The organism is Microbulbifer maximicatervae (SeqCode) (assembly GCF_052467615.1).
Map to the genome: position 1 here is coordinate 1672754 of NZ_CP174319.1, position 15915 is coordinate 1688668.

The following is a 15915-nucleotide window of genomic DNA, read 5'->3' on the forward strand; positions in this document are numbered from 1 at the left end:
GTTAACTTAGGCTTTGAAAGCTGGGGAGGGTTTATGCCTGCAAAGGAGTTTTTCAGTAATGTCAAAAGTGCGTTAAAGGATTATTTTGGTAATAAGGCAACAGCACTTTGGCATACCTTTGATGATTCTGAAGTGGCGGTGGCAGGGAACTATCAGTGTATAGATCTTGATGGTCGTGCTTGGTTGTGGACTCCTCGTGGAATGACAACGAACCGGTTAATTGTAACTGCTCACGGGTATCGCAGAACTACATCCAGTTTCAAAATAGAGCACAATGTTAACCTGCATTTTTACTCGCGTGATAAATTCAGTGTGAATGATCCTGGACTTGGGAGGTTTTATGATCGGGGGGCCAATTCTGTTGAAGATTTAGGTTTAAATGATACTTGTTTTAACTACATCCTGACGAAGTATACCAGTAGCGCTACTAATAGACACAATACTAACAATGAAACTTATACTTCGATTAATGCGATTATGTCTCACAATGATAGTGATAGTCGAAGACGCAGAATTCAGAATGCTAATAATATCGGAATGGTTGCCAAGGCAAATAGCATTCAGTCCTTTCAGCCGCCCAGTATTCTAACCATAAGAAATAGACAGTTTATGGCAGCGGTAAACCTGAAGTGGGTTTTGGATACCTTGGCGAAAAAGGGGCATCACTTTAATGACATTGATTGTCTCTTCTGTAGAAATACTCTTTGGACTGGCACAGTAGCTGTGATGTCGGGTCTGTCTGGAGGGGATAAATATAGTGATGATGTTGCTATAAATTAGTAGTACTAGAAGGGTTTGATTTATAGTGTCGATATGGCCTTTTTTTGTGCGGCAAGAGCATTTATTGATCTACTTGGTACTTTGAAATATCTCGTTGATATTTCCTTCTTTGTATGTTGATTGCATAAAAATTACTAGTAGGGAGAATATGACCTTACTAAACTGTTCAATTTGATTAGATTTGTAAGTGAGAAGGGATCGGATCGTCAGTGTCCCGCGGGTTAGCTAGTGCGGCTTCAATGGCAGCCTGTATCCCAAGGGCGGCAGTTTCTTTTGACATGCTGGGATTGCCGATATTTTCGGGTAGTGCGGCAATCTGGGGTAGCTGAGGAAGGTGTATCCAGCCGGCGGGGATATTTAGTTGATTAGTCGCGATATAGTGAAGCGCGCCATACATCATATGGTTGCAACAAAAAGTACCCGCAGTATCAGAAATATCGGCAGGAACACCAATATTGCGCATTGCCATAACCATTGCGCGGATAGGGAGTGTGCTGTGATAAGCGACAGGACCATTTTGTATAGTCGGCTCACCCTGCATTTCAACTCCCCGGTTATCTTTCAGGTTATATCTGGTGGAGTCATTATAATTTTGTGCAATTCTCTCAGCTGTAATGATTGCACGGCCACTGTACTCTCCTAACATCACCACTAATTGCGGTTCTATTTCTTCAATAGCATCCGTGACAACTTCAATGCTTTCAAAGAAGTTGTTGGGTATCAAAAGACCATGAATATCACCATTGGCTATTTGTGTTCCGTCCAGCATACGCATAACTGACTCGGCTGGATTTATCGGTGTGTTACCAAAGGGCTCAAAGCCAGTCAATAAAACTTTTTCCATAGAGATGTTATCGTAAATAGATACAGAAAGATTGATATATTGTTAGTTGTCAAAGGTAGCGTTGCGCAGGCTACCTTTGACTGGTTTGTGGTCGGCTATTCAACTAAACCTAATTGCTCCAGGAAAGTGTATTTATCCCAGTCCACCCAGCTTTCCACCATTTTTCCATCTTTATATCTATCGGTATGTACGCCAGTCCAACTGCTGGTTTTTCCTGTTGCGTCATACTGTAGGAATTTACCCGTATGGGTGGCGGTAATCCTCCAGCGGGTACAAACATAATCACCCTCGGCAACTTGTACCAGAATTTCTAATTTTGTGTTGGAGAATCCCTGGTGAAATTCTGCGACTAAATCCAGGCAGTCTTTTATCGATAAAACCGACGTGGAACCGCCAGCATAGGGCATTTGGTGATTTTTATAATCCGGTGATAAATAATCTGTCGCCTTGTCGGGGAAGTTGTCCCCCCACAATTCCAGTATCGCTTTTGATGTCTCTTTGTGATTGTTCGCCATTTTTGTCCCACTGTCAGTTAGGTCGGAATTTGGTAGCCCAAGCATAGTTCAGTGAATTTAAGGGGGGAGCGAATCGAAGTGGGATTAGATTCAATATTGATAGTCGATTGATATGAGTTGGCGCAGATTACAAGGTAAATATATTGAGTAACTACTTTAAGCTTTACAGGGTGTTGTGCGTTCTGCGAACTTTAATAGAGTATTCAACTGCTGGGTTTTAGTGGCACTAGGCTTTTTAAGGTCTGGTTCGGCCAGTTCTTTATGGGTAAAACTATGACAAGTAGCGCAATCAAAGCCTTACTAAAGCGTCGTCGAATGCTACCCGTTTTGATACTTGGTGGAATTTTAATGGCAATGTCGCTGGTGGCCAGTCGACAGAAACCACAAAGATACGAAGGGCAAGTTCCGGAACTGCTGGTGGAAGCCATCGAAGTGAAGCGAATGCCTATTCGAGCTGAAACTGTTGCTTTTGGAGAGGTGATGCCGAGCCTTATCCTTGAGGCAAACTCTGAAGTTGGTGGTCGTGTGGTTTCAGTGTCGGCTGATTTGGAACCTGGCGCAATAATATCTGCCGGGGCACCAATCCTAAATATTGACGAAACCAGCTATCAATTGGCCGTTGCTCAAGCGGAGAGTGACTTGGCTGTTTATCGTGCAAAATTACAAGAACTGGAGGTTGAAAAGGCTAATAGCCAGCGTTCGTTGGAAATAGCTCAGAGGACACTGGAATTAGGGGAACAGGAATTACAGCGAAAAGAGCAGTTGGCGGTTAAGGGGATTGTTTCTCGCTCAGCGGCTGATGCGGAGGAGCAACGGGTATTGAAGTTGCGACAAGAAGTTGAACTTCAAAAGGGTAATCTCTCCCTCTTTCCCACTCGTAGGCAGGTGATAAAGGCCCAGATAAGTCGTGCTGAAGCGCTGCTTGGTGAAAGTCGCTACCAGTTATCGCGAACCCGGATAAGCCTGCCCTATAACGTGCGGATCGGTGATGTCTATGTGGAGGCTGGCCAGTCTGTTGCCCATGGGACTCCGCTTTTTGTCGCTTATGGTATGGATCAGGTGGAGGTTTCAGCCGAACTGACGATGGCTCAAATAGTGCCTCTTTTTCGGAGTATTGAATCTCCCAGTGATCAAACTTTCTCGCCTGACGACTTCTCAGATGCCTTATTGGGATTGGAGGCCAGGGTTGGACTGGTAGGTGGTATTGAACCGGTGGAATGGCGGGGCAGGGTAGTGAGAGTTGGAGGTACCATGGATACCACAAGCAGAACTCTCTCCGTAGTGGTTGCAGTGGATAACCCTTATCGAAATATAGTAGCCGAGGGTCGGCCGCCCCTATTTCGTGGTATGTATGCCCGGATTAAGCTTATTGCACCTCCTTCGCCAGCTTTAGTTATCCCTCGCAGAGCCATGCATGAAGGGCGGGTCTACTTGGCTGAAAATAATCAATTGAAGATTCGCACCATAACGGTGGACTACTACCTGGGTGATCTAGCTGTTATCCGCTCTGGCTTGGTGCCTGGAGATCAGGTGATAACTACTGATGTTATCCCAGCAATCAGTGGGACGGCAGTATCTGTCATCGATGTCAAAATGGGAGTTTCAGACCTGGCCGTGGCAGCAGAGGAAGTTGGCGAGTGATTCGCTTTTTTGCGATCCACCCAACTGCTGCCAATTTGCTTATGGTGGGTTTAATGCTGGCTGGCTTTTTCGTATTGCCGACGATGAAGCGAGAGACTATGCCGGAAATCGACAAGTTCGAAGTACAAGTCTCAGTATTTTATCCTGGTGCAGCTACCGCTGAGGTCGAAGACAGTATCTGCCTCCCCCTCGAAGAGGCAACGGATGGCATCCCATTTATTGATGAGCGCCGCTGTGAAGCTGCAGACAATCTTGGCGTGATGAAACTGAAAATGCAGGAAGCAGGTGATATGGGGCAGTTTCTTGCCGACATTGAATCTGCAGTAGATGCGATAGACTCCCTTCCTGCTGAGAGCGAAAGGCCAGTAATAGAAGAGCTGGGACGTACCCAGCCGGTGGTGAGTGTTGCCCTAAGCGCAGATTTGCCTTTGATCCAGCTCAACCAATTGGCCGAGCACTATCGCCGAGAGTTACTTCGTCATCCGTTGGTGCCCATTGTCAAAATTTCCGGTTTTTCAGACCATCAATTGCAAGTGGAAATTTCAGATTACAATTTGCGACAGTATGGACTGAGTGTTGCCGATCTTGCCGCAATTATCGATAAGCAGGCAATTGATATGCCCGCCGGTAAGGTAACTGCACCTGATCGGGAGTATCAGGTTCGTTTTACCGAAAAGCGGCGCACCGCAGCAGAGCTTGAAGAACTTATTGTTGTCAAAGGAATGGCTGGCGCAGAGGTGCGATTGGGCGATATTGCCACTATCTACGACAGTTTTGAAAAGGAGGAGGACAAAATCACTTTTGATGGGCAGCGAGCCGCATTGCTTGTTGTTCAGAAAAACAGTGTGGATGACAGTTTGAGGGTGTTGGAAGCGGTTCGCGAATTTGTACAAGCGGAAAATGCCCGTTTGCCGGAAGAAATGCGGTTGATTCTTACTCAGGATAGCGCCTCAATTGTTGCTGATCGTTTAAGGATGATTATTACCAACGCCTGGCAAGGGCTTATTCTTGTTGCGCTGACCCTTTATTTGTTTTTTAGCGGGCGATATGTGTTTTGGGTGGTTATGGGCCTGCCCGTTTCATTTCTCGGCGCCTTTGCTGTGATTACTGCTTTGGGTATATCCATCAATATGATCAGCTTGGTGGGGCTGCTGATTGCAATTGGCATCTTGATGGATGATGCCATTGTGCTTTCGGAAAGTATCGCCACCGAATACCGAGATGGCCGTACACCTCTTCAGGCGGTGGTTATCGGAACCAAGCGTGTTGCAAGGGGGGTTATCTCCTCATTTGTCACTACCGTGATCGTTTTTTCTGGATTAGCTTTTATCAAAGGGGACATGGGGCAGGTCCTCAAAGTTTTGCCAGTTGTTTTAATCTCTGTACTAGTGGTTAGCCTGATTGAAGCCTTTCTTATTCTCCCCGCCCATTTGCGTCATGCCCTTTCGCACAAGGAAAACCCATCAGCCTGGAAAGTCGCTTTTGCTCAGCGATTTGAGTTGTGGAGAGAGTATGTCGGGCGTGTCGCTGATAAAGCGGTGGAATACCGATATGCTTTTGTCGGCGGCGTAGTGGGGCTATTTTTTGTTACGGTGAGTCTTCTTCCAGCGGGTTTAGTTAAATTCCAAGGGTTTCCTACATTGGAGGGAGATTTACTACAGGCCCGAATTCTAATGCCTCAAGGAACCTCCCTCGTAGAAATGGAAAAACTGGTGGCGTATCAGAAGAAGGCCCTGTATTTAGCTGCTGGAAACCTCTCAGGGAAAGAGGTAGCGCCACTTATCGAGCACATTAGTGTTACTTACGGTGTGAATGGCGATGCTTTTGAGAGTGGAGCTCATGTAGCCACAATAAATGTCGACCTACTGGCTGCAGAGGTTCGCCATACAAGTATCAGTGAGTTACGTCAGGCCTGGAGTAAGGCTGCTGGCGATATCCCTGGTGCGATCGCGATTTTGTATAAGGAGCCATCGCCTGGTCCAGCTGGACGAGCTATTTACCTTCGCTTGGCCGGGCTGGATATTGATCAGCTAAAAGGAATATCTATACGTCTACAAAACTGGCTGCGCAGTTACGAAGGAGTGGTGAATGTACTGGATGACCTGCGTCCTGGTAAGCCACAGCTGACGGTCCGAATGCGGGAGGGGGTTTATGCTTCTGGTATTGATGCCAGTGTTGTGGCCACTCAACTGAGAGCTGCCTATCAGGGCACAGAGATTGATGAAGTGCAGTATCAGGGAGAGACTTACGAAATTCGTGTTCGAATGGATGAGCCATCTCGCAGTGCGCTGTCACGATTTGACGAGCTTGTCATTATCCACCCTGAAACAAGGCAGCGTGTACCCTTGATGGCAATTGCCGATATTGAAATGCACCGGGACTATGCGCGTATCCAGAGAATAAATGGTGAGCGTGTTGTTACGGTCTTTGCAGATGTTTTTACAGAGAGGGCCAATGCCAGTGAAATTCTGCTGGATACCCAACAGAACTTTTTTGCACCATTGGAGCAGGAATTTCCGGGCCTAAGGGTAACCATGAAAGGAGAGATTGAGAATAGTCTCATTACAGGTCTATCGATGGGTAAGGCCTTGTTGATCGGGGCAATAGGAATCTATTTACTACTGTCGCTTCAATTTCGTAGTTATACCGAACCTGTAATTGTGATGATGGCGATTCCCCTGGCTTTAATAGGTGTAGTCTGGGGACATATTATTATGGGGCAGAATATGACGATGCCCAGCATGATGGGATTTGTCTCTCTCACTGGAATTGTGGTGAATGATTCAATCCTGTTAGTAGAGTTTGTGAAGCTTCGTGTCCGAAAGGGAATGGACGTTCACTCGGCGGCGAGTCAAGCCAGTCGCGACCGGTTCAGGGCTATTTTCCTTACCTCACTGACAACAGTGGCCGGATTGTTGCCACTGATGTTCGAAACCAGTCTTCAAGCCCAGATACTGATTCCACTGGTGACCAGTATTGTATTTGGGATAAGTAGTTCAACCGTTTTGATTCTGTTGGTGCTGCCGGCTCTTTATGGCATTCTTGAGGATTTTGACTTGACCGAGCGAACGCGGGAGCAGCAGAGTAATTTATCTCAAGTCGGCGCAGCTACTGCAGCTCGTGTCTAAAGTCGGGTAATGCCGAGTATTGATGTGTGAAGTTACTGTAACGAGTAGTTGATGTAGGAATATAGAAAGGACGACCTGTGAAGTCATTTACTATTCAAAATAAGTCTGGAAAAATTAGTTTTGGGAGAATTAGGGGCGATCATTTTTCGATTAAAATAAGGACGCCGGCAGAAGGTGTATCTTATGATAGTCTCGTGATAAAAATACCGGTCGATTGTATTAGCCGCTTCAAAAGATTTCTCGACTCTCGAATGATTGATAGGTTAAAACTGGGGCAAAGTAAAGGAATTTTTAAAGAGTATCTGCTTATTGAAAGAGAAAGCAAGTTCTCTCCGGTAAAAATTGAACTAAACAGCTGGATGCTTGTATTTGGTGCTAATTTATCAATTAGACTGGAGAGAAGTGATGTTGAACAGCTAAGCTCTTTTCTTTCTGAACATGCTTAGTATTTACTATAAATTAGTCCCCTCAAAAATTTGATGAAAATTTTTGATTAGGCAGTAACTCAAAATGGTTCTTTCGTTCAGGTAAGATGCAGGTGTTTTTTAAACACAGTTGTTGTTCCTTTAGTTAGGTTACCTAATTAGTTTAGAGCAGCCCTTGTTGTCCCCTTTACTTCAATTGATAATCAGGAAGATAAATTTGAACTTGTCTTCTTTTGTACAGATTCACTCTCAAAATGATTAGAAAATACAATAAAAATGACTATCCACGTGTGCTGGATATATATGCCCGTTCGAAACTCGATGAGCTACGGTTTGAAAGCCGGAGTTTCAATCTACTGCCACTGGATAAAGATCAAAAACGTTTGGCCCAGCTGATGGAGTCGGATATTTATGTGTACGAAAAAGGTGATGTTCTTGGCTATGGCGCGCGATATAAGAATGAGATTCGTGCACTATTTGTGCATCCTTCGTTTAGAGGTCAGGGGATAGGGCGGGAGTTGCTGGAGTACCTGTTAGGGGACATCAGTGGCGCTGTACACCTGCAGGTTGCCAAGACCAATGACCCGGTGAAAAACCTGTATCGCAAATATGGCTTTGTGGTGACCAGGGAGCTGCAAACTACCTACAGCGGGGTCCCTGTACTTGCCAATGAAATGGTTCGCCCCCCCAGCGCCAACTAAATATACAAACGCCTATGCTACAGGAGTGTCAGCAGGCGTTGTTCTCAAAACATTCCTCCAGAAACCTCCAAAAGGCATCCAGCTTGGCGGAGGCGGCTCTTCTCTGCTGATACACCGCAAAAAGTGGCCTGCTTGATTGCTGCCAATCCGGCAGAACCTGAACCAAGTTACCCGCCGTCATATCCCGCTCTACCAAATAATCGTAAAGGCAAGCTATACCGGCGCCAGATAGGGCTGCTTGATAGAGGGAATAGTAGTTATTACTTGAAAAGTAGGGCTTGGGGGCAATCGTGATCGATTCCTGCCCCATCTTAAAAGTCCAGGAAAGTGGATCGCGGCTGTACTTGTAACACAGTAGTTGGAATTTATTGAGTTGGTCCGGGGAGGAAAAGGACTTAATCCTTGCCAGGTACTCAGGAGATGCTACCAGGAGCCGATCGTGCCGGCCGATTTGATGAGAGTAGAGCGTTGATTGGGGCTGTGCAGGTTGGGATCGCAATGCCAGGTCAAACCCTTCACCGGTAAGATCCCGAAGCTGATCATCCAGAATCAGGTCCAAACGGATATCTGGGTGCTCAGTTGTAAACTTCGGTAGCCTAGGTGCCAGCCAGAACTGCCCCAGAGCCGTTGGGGCGGTAATCCGCAACAATCCAGAGGGCTGCCCTTTGGAGCTGGTTAGTCGCTCTTCCACTTCCCGTAGATCATTAAGGACACGCTCTGTGGTTTCCAGGTAGTCCCGCCCCGCATCCGTAAGGCTTTGGGATCGGGTAGTACGGTGAATTAGCCGAGTACCCAGTCGCTGCTCAAGCTGTTGGATGGCCTTGCTCACAGCGGACACCGTGGACCCCAATTCCCGGGCGGCACGGGTAAATGACCCCAATCGCGCCACCGTAGTGAACACCTGAATTAAGTGGAACCGGTCCAAAGGAACCTCCAATAATTTCCTGGCAGGAAAAAGTGAATATCAAAATTATGCTATTAACGCATTTATAGGAAAAAGTCACAATATCTTGGCAGATCGACAAGTTAAGAAGGGTTTCTGATGAGAGTGATTGTATTGCTATGCCTGATTTTGGTTCCCAGCGCTTTTACGCTGGCCGAGGCACCGCCAAACAGCCAGCTATTTCACGTCAAGGGGGGTGATTTTAAGTTGCCAGTGGGTTGGCACTTTGGGGAGGTTGCGGGGGTGGTCCGCAGGGAGAATGGCCACTTTGTTGTGTTTCACCGAGGGTCTCATTCGCTGTTGGAGTTCGATGGACAGCGGCGTTTTGTTCGCGAAATTGGCGCAGGAATGTTTGAAAATCCGCATGGTCTTCGTATAGACCATAAGGGCAATATTTGGACTACCGATACTGCCACGCACCTGGTATTAAAATTTACACCTGATGGCGAAGTAGCCATGGTATTGGGGAAGCGAGGTGCAGCCAGTGAAGGCTGGTTTGATCGCGACTACAACTTGGTGCTGTTCGATCAGCCCCAAGATGTGGCAGTGGATAGAAATGGATTTATTTATGTGGTGGATAAAGGCAACAGCCGCATCGTAAAGCTGGATAAGAATGGCCTTTTGGTAACAACCTGGGGTGGTCAGGGGGAGGCCCCTGGAGAGTTTAATTTCCCTCACTCCATTGTGATTGATTCTGAGGGGCAGTTATATATTGCCGATCGTGAAAACCGCAGGCTACAGATCTTTGATTCACAGGGTAAATATTTAACTCAATGGCGTGGAATAGGTTACCCCTATGTCCTCTTTCTCAAAGGTGATGCTTTGTGGATGACAGATGCGCGGGCCGAGGAAGTGCGACAGTACGACCTGTCTGGTGATCTCAAGATGCGCTATCAGGGCCAGCCTGGGCGGGGACAGAAGCAATTTGGCTTCGTACATGGGATCTATGTGGATGACGACGGACTTTGGGTGTCCCATATCTTGAATTGGAGCATCAATCGCTTACTGCCAGCGGATACACTACCCGCTCCGGTCATGTAGCTTTTCTTTCAAAATTTACCTGGGAGTATTTATGCCTCACTGTGTTATCCAGTGTCCTTCTAACCTACTTGAGTCGGTAGATGTTGATAGCTTACTGACTTCTATCCATGCCGCTGCAGATCAGTCTGCACTCTTTGAGCCGGGGGATATTAAAGTTCGTTTGTTACCTGTCGAGCACTATTTGGTTGGACCTGAACCAGCACCGTTTGTACACCTGGAGTGCAGTCTGCTTTCAGGTAGAAGTATTGAGCAGCGACAAAGCTTGGCTCATTTACTAGCCAAGGCCCTATGTGCAGCCGTGCCCGATGTGGAGATGGTTTCTGTAGAGGTCCGCGAGATCGTGCGAGCTACATATTGTAATCGCGCTGCATTGGGGCTCGTTGCGTAGCTTATTTCCCGTGTTTAAGTGTGCTGGGTTGAACTACAAGAAAGCTTCGGCAAAAGGTACTCATTCGCACAAGTGGAGGGCTTGGCCCCCACTTGCGCACTTTCAGGCCGGTTAGAGGCAGTAGCCCCCATCAACCTTCAGGTGTGCATTTCGCATACCGACTGAGTGATCTGTGGCCAGGTAGTGGATTGCTGGCACTATGTCATCTACCTCAAGCGCACGGCCCAGTGGCGTTACCATCATACTCTCTGCGAGACTTTGAATGTCTGATTGGCTCATGCCGGCTTTTTCCTGGATTTCGGTCAGGGTGATTCCGGGGCGTACGCTATTTATACGAATTCCCCTCACCGCTAACTCCGCATTCAGGACCTGGGCATAACCTTCAATGGCAGACTTACTCGCACTATAAGCGGAAGTTCCCGAAAAAGTTTTCTCTACGGCAATACTCGAAAGCAAAACCACGCTGGAGGGGTTATTCATCACCGGTAGTAATTTTTGCAGCGTGAAAAAAGGCCCCTTCACATTGATATCAAAAGTGTGATCGAAGAGGGCTTCATCGGTTTCCTCAAATATCCCAGGCTTGAAAATACCGGCATTCAAGATAAGGGCATCCAGTTTAACCTCATCGTTTTGTAATTTGTTTCCCAGTTGCTCAATTTGGTCGAGTTTTCCACTATCACATAGGTGGCATGTCAGTTGGCCGCTACTCCCAAAGAGGCCCGCGATATCCTCGGCTGTTTGTTCCAGTTTTTCAGCGTTTCGGCCCGTGATGATGACTTGCCAGCCCTCGGATAAAAAGTGCTTAGCTGTTGCGAGTCCAATACCGGCAGTGCCACCAGTGATTGCGATGGTTTTTGTTCTCTGCTGGTGTCCCATAGATCCTCTCTTGCGATTGTAATGGTGCAATGAATGGCAGTTGCCAAGATTAGGCTTAGGAGGATATGTTGTTAGACTGGTATCAATAAGGCACCGTTAGGGCAACACTTTGGTTCTAATTTGGAAGCAATGAGGCAGAATGCAGCATCTACATCAATACTTGGGACATTTGTACGTCTTCCGGTTGGTCATTGAGCAAGGCAGTTTTCAGGGGGCTGCTAATCAGCTGGGCTTACCTCGCTCATCAGTCAGCAAGAAGCTGGCACAGCTGGAGGGGTTTGTTGATCAGCGTCTATTGCACAGAAGTACGCGGCAATTGCGCCTTACGGATGCCGGTGCTGCTTTGTTGGAAGCAACGGAGACTATGGCTCAGCTAATGAGCAATACCGAACACCTGATCCTCTCCCAACAGGATGAAGCTGTTGGTAGAGTTAAGATAAGTTGCTCTACCTTAATGGGGCAGCGGTACTTATTGCCATCCATACCACTACTAAAGCAACGCTACCCAAAAATTACTTTTCAAGTGAACTTAAGCGATAGGGTTGTGAACTTACTGGATGAAGGCGTTGATATTGCCATTCGCACGGGACACTTGCCGGACTCTTCATTGGTAGCGCGCCGAATAGGTGAAAAGCGTTGGGGGTGGTTTGCCAGCCCGGATTATTTGGCGAGTAGGGGGGAACCTAATTCTCCAGATGATTTAAGCCAGCATCAATGCTTAGTGTTTAGTAACCAAACAACAACCATTGATCACTGGCACTTTTCTAGCGAAGGTAACGAAATAAAGACCATTGCCATTGATCCGGCGATGGTGGTCGATGATGGCCGTACATTGGTTGAATTAGCTACAATGGGTCAAGGTATAGTTATGATTGATCCTCTTCTGGTGCGCAGGGAATTAGCGGAGGGCAAGTTGATGTCTATCTTTCAGCAATGGAGAAGCCCTGAGTTGCAACCGATCCATCTAGTGTGCTTGGGAAGGTCTATAAGAAGTAAAGCGGTAGAGGTAGTTTGGCAGGCATTGGTTGAGAGCTTGCAGAGGGATTTAATTCACCCTTAAAAGCAAATATGGTAGGGTTTTACGTATCATCTCTTTTTTTTGAATTTCCTGAAGCTTCTTTCTTTTCAATTCACCTTTCTCTTGGTAGTAGCGCTTGTCGACATATCTAAGCAGTAGCCATAAGACAAGCGCAGCAACAATGTCAAACAGGTATCCTTTTCCGTACATGCTATGTGCGACCCGCTGCTGGCCAGATTGATACTCTATTCAACCAATCTGGCCTTTTTAGAAACCTGATTATTAGTAGGCAAAATAGGGTAGGTAGGAACTCCAGTCGGTCCATACGAGCTGCTGGACAGTACTATTCACACCATTGGTTTGCGTAAAAGTTCCATTGGCCGGCTATAGCAAGGCTGTTGCGCGATTCGGTCGTGCATTTCGTATGATTAAAGAGGAACTGGTATTGTTTAGAGTAACAGCTCTGATCTTGCTTTATTTGTCATCTGTAGGTATCTATTATTTTGAGAGCGCTGCTCAGCCGGAACAATTTAAATCTATCTTTCACAGTTTGTGGTGGGCAGTTACAACCTTAACCACTGTGGGTTATGGTGACATGTATCCAGTTACTCTCGGTGGGAGAATATTTACTTTCTTTGTGCTTTTGATTGGTTTGGGGGTGGTTGCAATTCCGACAGGTCTTGTCGCTTCTGCCTTATCTAAAGCCCGGATTGAGGATGTAGAAAACGGTTAATAACAAGCGCTATTAGGCTATGGCCTCTTGGTCTGTGAGGCCATCCCAGGGTATTTAATTGAACTCAATCGCTTTACTATTGATAAAGAGGTGGGTATCAACGGGTGTAGCACTGGAAACGGTTTGAAGTGACATACAGGCCTGCCGGCAACAATGCATGAATTTTACAAGTTTTTCTTCTGGCTCATCACTTTCAACAATCAAGTGTATTTCCACTCTATCCCCCTTGCCAAAGACTTCTTCCGGTTTGATACCCCCAAAATTCAAAGTGGTTGAGAACTCAGTTTTTTGCTCTAGCCTTACACTTTTTAATTTGATCCCGCCAAGTTTAGCCAGCATTTCGATGTGAGACATCATGCAAAGGGCTAGCCCTGCAGAGAAGTACATAATTGGAGATGGAGCGCTGCCTCTACCGCCGACGGCTGTGCCTTCATCACAGATAAGCTCCCATGTTCCACCATTAGGAACGTTGGAAAATATGGTGGCTTTTTTTAGGTGATGCCCCTCAGGCATTTGTTCGACATTAATATGAGCGTGAAACTTCAGCAGCTCGCCTTGTTTCACCTTATCGAGATGAGGGGGAGGGAAGGTTACTTGGTGTGCATCCTCGTCCAACTTGCGAACGATGGTAGAACTCGACATTTCCCATTGAATTGGGTCCATTTCGAGGCTCCTCTGTTTTTGTGTCTCGACTGGAGGGTCGAGTAGAGTTGATTTGTGCACCCCTGCGGAGTTGGGTGGCAACAGCTTTAACAAAGGAGGTTAGGGTGAGAAGGGCTATATCCCCACTTGTGCCTTAAGAGTACTGGCTCTTTAGTCCAGTAGGGGGAGCGCGGTAAAGAGCGCGAGTTCATGCGCGTAGGCCAGCGCATCATTCTTGGAGTGGAAGGCCTGCGCCTGGATACTATTGCTACCGTTACTTTGGCGGGGGACCAGTACTACCCGCCAGCTGGAGTGGCTACTTTTACGGTCTGTGGTATGGGGTGAGTAGGAGACAACCTTAACCCCTTTGAACGCCGCTAGCGATTGCCTCTCGGTCCAGCTATGCCAGAGGGCTTGTCTCTTGGAAACATAGCTTTTTGATTCTCCATCAATGTAATGTGTTGCCCGAAAGGAGAATGTGATTACTGCGAGAAGAGTGCAGAGAGCGGTGGCCAGCCAGGAGATGGTGGAGCCCCCATCGAGAGCAAAACTTAGGCTGACAAGTAGCCAGGTCAGAGTAAACCCACCAAAGATATAGATTGGTACTTTGTTGGACTGCAGTTCCATATGTGCTGCTTTCCTATTTCCCATAAATGTAAAATTAGGTGCCAGATTTCAACCTCAGTTAGTAGGCCGCTTATTTTTATTTAGCTGATTGAAGGAAGCATACGACAGCTATCTGTTACGGCAGGGCAAAAGTACTCTTTTTGTAGGGTCTTTATCAAGTGGATAGCGTAATTTGTAGGGAGATCAAGCTGTGGCGGTTATCTTTTCGGAAGGAAAGAGGCCCGCTTGGGCCTCTCCAGGGGGAGATCTAAGAGGAGCGTGCTTTAAGGGGTTCGCGTAGCTGTTCGGCCATGCCTAATAGCAGGGACTCAGTAGTTTCCCAATCGATACATTTATCGGTTACCGAAACGCCATACTCCATATCGCTCAGGTTTGGCAGAATTTTCTGGTTGCCGGCTTTCAGGTTACTTTCCACCATAATGCCAATAATCGACTGATTGCCATCGAGGATTTGGTGAGTCACATTGTCGACCACCAGAGGCTGTAATTCGTGGTTTTTATTGGAGTTGGCATGACTGCAGTCGACCATAATGTTTGGCACGATATTGGACTTACGCAGCTCCTGCTCGCACATTGCAACACTCACTGAGTCGTAATTTGGCTTGTCATTGCCCCCGCGAAGTACAACGTGACCGTATGGGTTGCCTGCGGTGTGGATAATCGCAACTTGACCGTGCTTATTGATGCCGAGGAAGCGATGGGGGTTGGCGACCGATTGTAGGGCATTGATAGCCACCTCCAGGCCACCATCGGTACCATTCTTGAAGCCAACGGCAGAGGAGAGGCCGCTGGCCATTTCCCGGTGAGTCTGTGACTCTGTGGTTCGCGCGCCAATGGCAGACCATGAAATTAGGTCCTGCAGGTACTGAGGGGAGATTGGGTCTAGTGCTTCTGTTGCAGTAGGCAGCCCTAGCTCGGCAACATCCAATAGCAGCTTGCGGCCAATATGCAGCCCCTCCTCAATCTTGAAGGAGTCGTTCAAGTGAGGGTCGTTGATCAAGCCCTTCCAGCCAACAGTGGTGCGGGGCTTCTCAAAATAGACGCGCATTACAATTAGCAGGGTATCGGAAACCTTGTCCGCAATCGCCTTCAAGCGCTTGGCATAATCCATTGCGGCGTTCACATCGTGAACGGAGCATGGCCCGATTACCACCATCAGGCGGTGGTCTTTGCGATCTAGGATGTCGCGCACGGCGGCGCGTCCTCCAGCGACAGTCGCCTCGGCGGCATCGCTAATGGGGAGTTCTGCTTTCAGCGTCTCCGGGCTGATCAGTACTTCCTGGGAGACAACATTTAAGTCGTCGAACTGCTGTGTGGTCATGGCGTCTTCTGGTTTCTCTATTCCTTAGTGCCGCGCTGCACCTGCAGGCGGAGTACCTATCCTACTTTGCCATCAAGAATAGGGCGAGGGTTTCATTTGCAACCAAATAATTGGCCTTCTTTTGGGATGGCCATTTACTAGGGCCCCTTAGACAGGTTGGCGCAATCCGTTAGTAGAGAGTGCCCATTGCCGTCATCTTTAGCAGCCAAATGGTGGCAGATGGCATTAGCGCTTCTATGGAGTATGCAGTCAGAAGCGCAGTATTCAGAGGGCTCCTTACAGAGTAATAGCT

16 protein-coding genes are annotated in these 15915 nt (G+C 47.4%); 9 read left to right on the plus strand and 7 right to left on the minus strand.

The features are described 5' to 3' along the window. Positions 1–33: 33 nt before the first annotated feature. Positions 34–780: a putative adhesin gene (locus ACJJIM_RS07615; protein WP_413665522.1), complete on the plus strand. Its 747-nt coding sequence runs from the start codon at positions 34–36 to the stop codon at positions 778–780. A 175-nt stretch (positions 781–955) separates the two neighbouring features. On the opposite strand, the gene pcp is transcribed toward ACJJIM_RS07615, so the two are convergent. Both pcp and ACJJIM_RS07625 read right to left on the minus strand, forming a co-directional pair. Further along, the gene (gene pcp / locus ACJJIM_RS07620; RefSeq protein WP_413665523.1) at positions 956–1624 is read right to left on the minus strand and encodes a pyroglutamyl-peptidase I; all 669 of its coding nucleotides are present in this window, start codon (positions 1622–1624) and stop codon (positions 956–958) included. Between the two features lie 95 nt (positions 1625–1719). Then, positions 1720–2139, minus strand: coding sequence for an ester cyclase (locus ACJJIM_RS07625; RefSeq protein WP_282933128.1), 420 nt, complete (start codon positions 2137–2139; stop codon positions 1720–1722). Positions 2140–2412: 273 nt separating this feature from the next. Here ACJJIM_RS07625 and ACJJIM_RS07630 point away from each other — a divergent pair, with 273 nt between their 5' ends. The 4 genes from ACJJIM_RS07630 (at position 2413) to ACJJIM_RS07645 (ending at position 8034) form a co-directional block, all read left to right on the plus strand. Beyond that, on the plus strand, positions 2413–3780 hold the full coding sequence (locus ACJJIM_RS07630; protein WP_444912864.1) for an efflux RND transporter periplasmic adaptor subunit: 1368 nt from the start codon (positions 2413–2415) through the stop codon (positions 3778–3780). Beyond that, positions 3777–6908 carry an efflux RND transporter permease subunit gene (locus ACJJIM_RS07635; protein WP_444912865.1) on the plus strand — a complete coding sequence of 1044 codons (3132 nt, stop codon included), beginning with the start codon at positions 3777–3779 and terminating at the stop codon, positions 6906–6908. The genes ACJJIM_RS07630 and ACJJIM_RS07635 overlap by 4 nt, the downstream gene beginning before the upstream one ends. A gap of 77 nt (positions 6909–6985) precedes the next feature. Next, complete coding sequence (locus ACJJIM_RS07640; protein ID WP_444912866.1) at positions 6986–7354, plus strand: hypothetical protein; 369 nt, start codon at positions 6986–6988, stop codon at positions 7352–7354. A gap of 233 nt (positions 7355–7587) precedes the next feature. Beyond that, positions 7588–8034: a GNAT family N-acetyltransferase gene (locus ACJJIM_RS07645; RefSeq protein ID WP_444912867.1), complete on the plus strand. Its 447-nt coding sequence runs from the start codon at positions 7588–7590 to the stop codon at positions 8032–8034. A 28-nt stretch (positions 8035–8062) separates the two neighbouring features. Here the strand turns inward: ACJJIM_RS07645 and ACJJIM_RS07650 are convergent, their stop codons facing one another. Next, positions 8063–8959 carry a LysR family transcriptional regulator gene (locus ACJJIM_RS07650; protein WP_444912868.1) on the minus strand — a complete coding sequence of 299 codons (897 nt, stop codon included), beginning with the start codon at positions 8957–8959 and terminating at the stop codon, positions 8063–8065. A gap of 117 nt (positions 8960–9076) precedes the next feature. Here ACJJIM_RS07650 and ACJJIM_RS07655 point away from each other — a divergent pair, with 117 nt between their 5' ends. Then, a complete protein-coding gene (locus ACJJIM_RS07655; protein WP_444912869.1) occupies positions 9077–10018 on the plus strand; it encodes a peptidyl-alpha-hydroxyglycine alpha-amidating lyase family protein in 942 nt (313 codons plus the stop codon). A gap of 31 nt (positions 10019–10049) precedes the next feature. Beyond that, positions 10050–10406, plus strand: a complete 357-nt coding sequence (locus tag ACJJIM_RS07660) for a 5-carboxymethyl-2-hydroxymuconate Delta-isomerase (RefSeq protein WP_444894103.1) — start codon at positions 10050–10052, stop codon at positions 10404–10406. A 111-nt stretch (positions 10407–10517) separates the two neighbouring features. On the opposite strand, the gene ACJJIM_RS07665 is transcribed toward ACJJIM_RS07660, so the two are convergent. After that, a complete protein-coding gene (locus ACJJIM_RS07665; RefSeq protein ID WP_444912870.1) occupies positions 10518–11282 on the minus strand; it encodes an SDR family NAD(P)-dependent oxidoreductase in 765 nt (254 codons plus the stop codon). Between the two features lie 139 nt (positions 11283–11421). On the opposite strand from ACJJIM_RS07665, the gene ACJJIM_RS07670 reads away from it, so the two are divergent. Both ACJJIM_RS07670 and ACJJIM_RS07675 read left to right on the plus strand, forming a co-directional pair. Continuing rightward, entirely contained in the window at positions 11422–12342 is a 921-nt protein-coding gene (locus tag ACJJIM_RS07670) for a LysR substrate-binding domain-containing protein (protein WP_444912871.1), read from the plus strand. 334 nt (positions 12343–12676) lie between these two features. Continuing rightward, positions 12677–13033, plus strand: coding sequence for a potassium channel family protein (locus ACJJIM_RS07675; RefSeq protein WP_444912872.1), 357 nt, complete (start codon positions 12677–12679; stop codon positions 13031–13033). Positions 13034–13087: 54 nt separating this feature from the next. Here ACJJIM_RS07675 and ACJJIM_RS07680 read toward each other — a convergent pair whose 3' ends face one another. The 3 genes from ACJJIM_RS07680 to ACJJIM_RS07690 all read right to left on the minus strand — a co-directional run bounded on the left by ACJJIM_RS07680 (position 13088) and on the right by ACJJIM_RS07690 (position 15623). Next, a complete protein-coding gene (locus tag ACJJIM_RS07680) occupies positions 13088–13696 on the minus strand; it encodes an OsmC-related (seleno)protein (protein ID WP_444912873.1) in 609 nt (202 codons plus the stop codon). Positions 13697–13846: 150 nt separating this feature from the next. Beyond that, complete coding sequence (locus tag ACJJIM_RS07685) at positions 13847–14302, minus strand: hypothetical protein (protein WP_444912874.1); 456 nt, start codon at positions 14300–14302, stop codon at positions 13847–13849. A gap of 247 nt (positions 14303–14549) precedes the next feature. Further along, positions 14550–15623: a 3-deoxy-7-phosphoheptulonate synthase gene (locus ACJJIM_RS07690; protein ID WP_413665536.1), complete on the minus strand. Its 1074-nt coding sequence runs from the start codon at positions 15621–15623 to the stop codon at positions 14550–14552. Between the last annotated feature and the right edge of the window lie 292 nt (positions 15624–15915).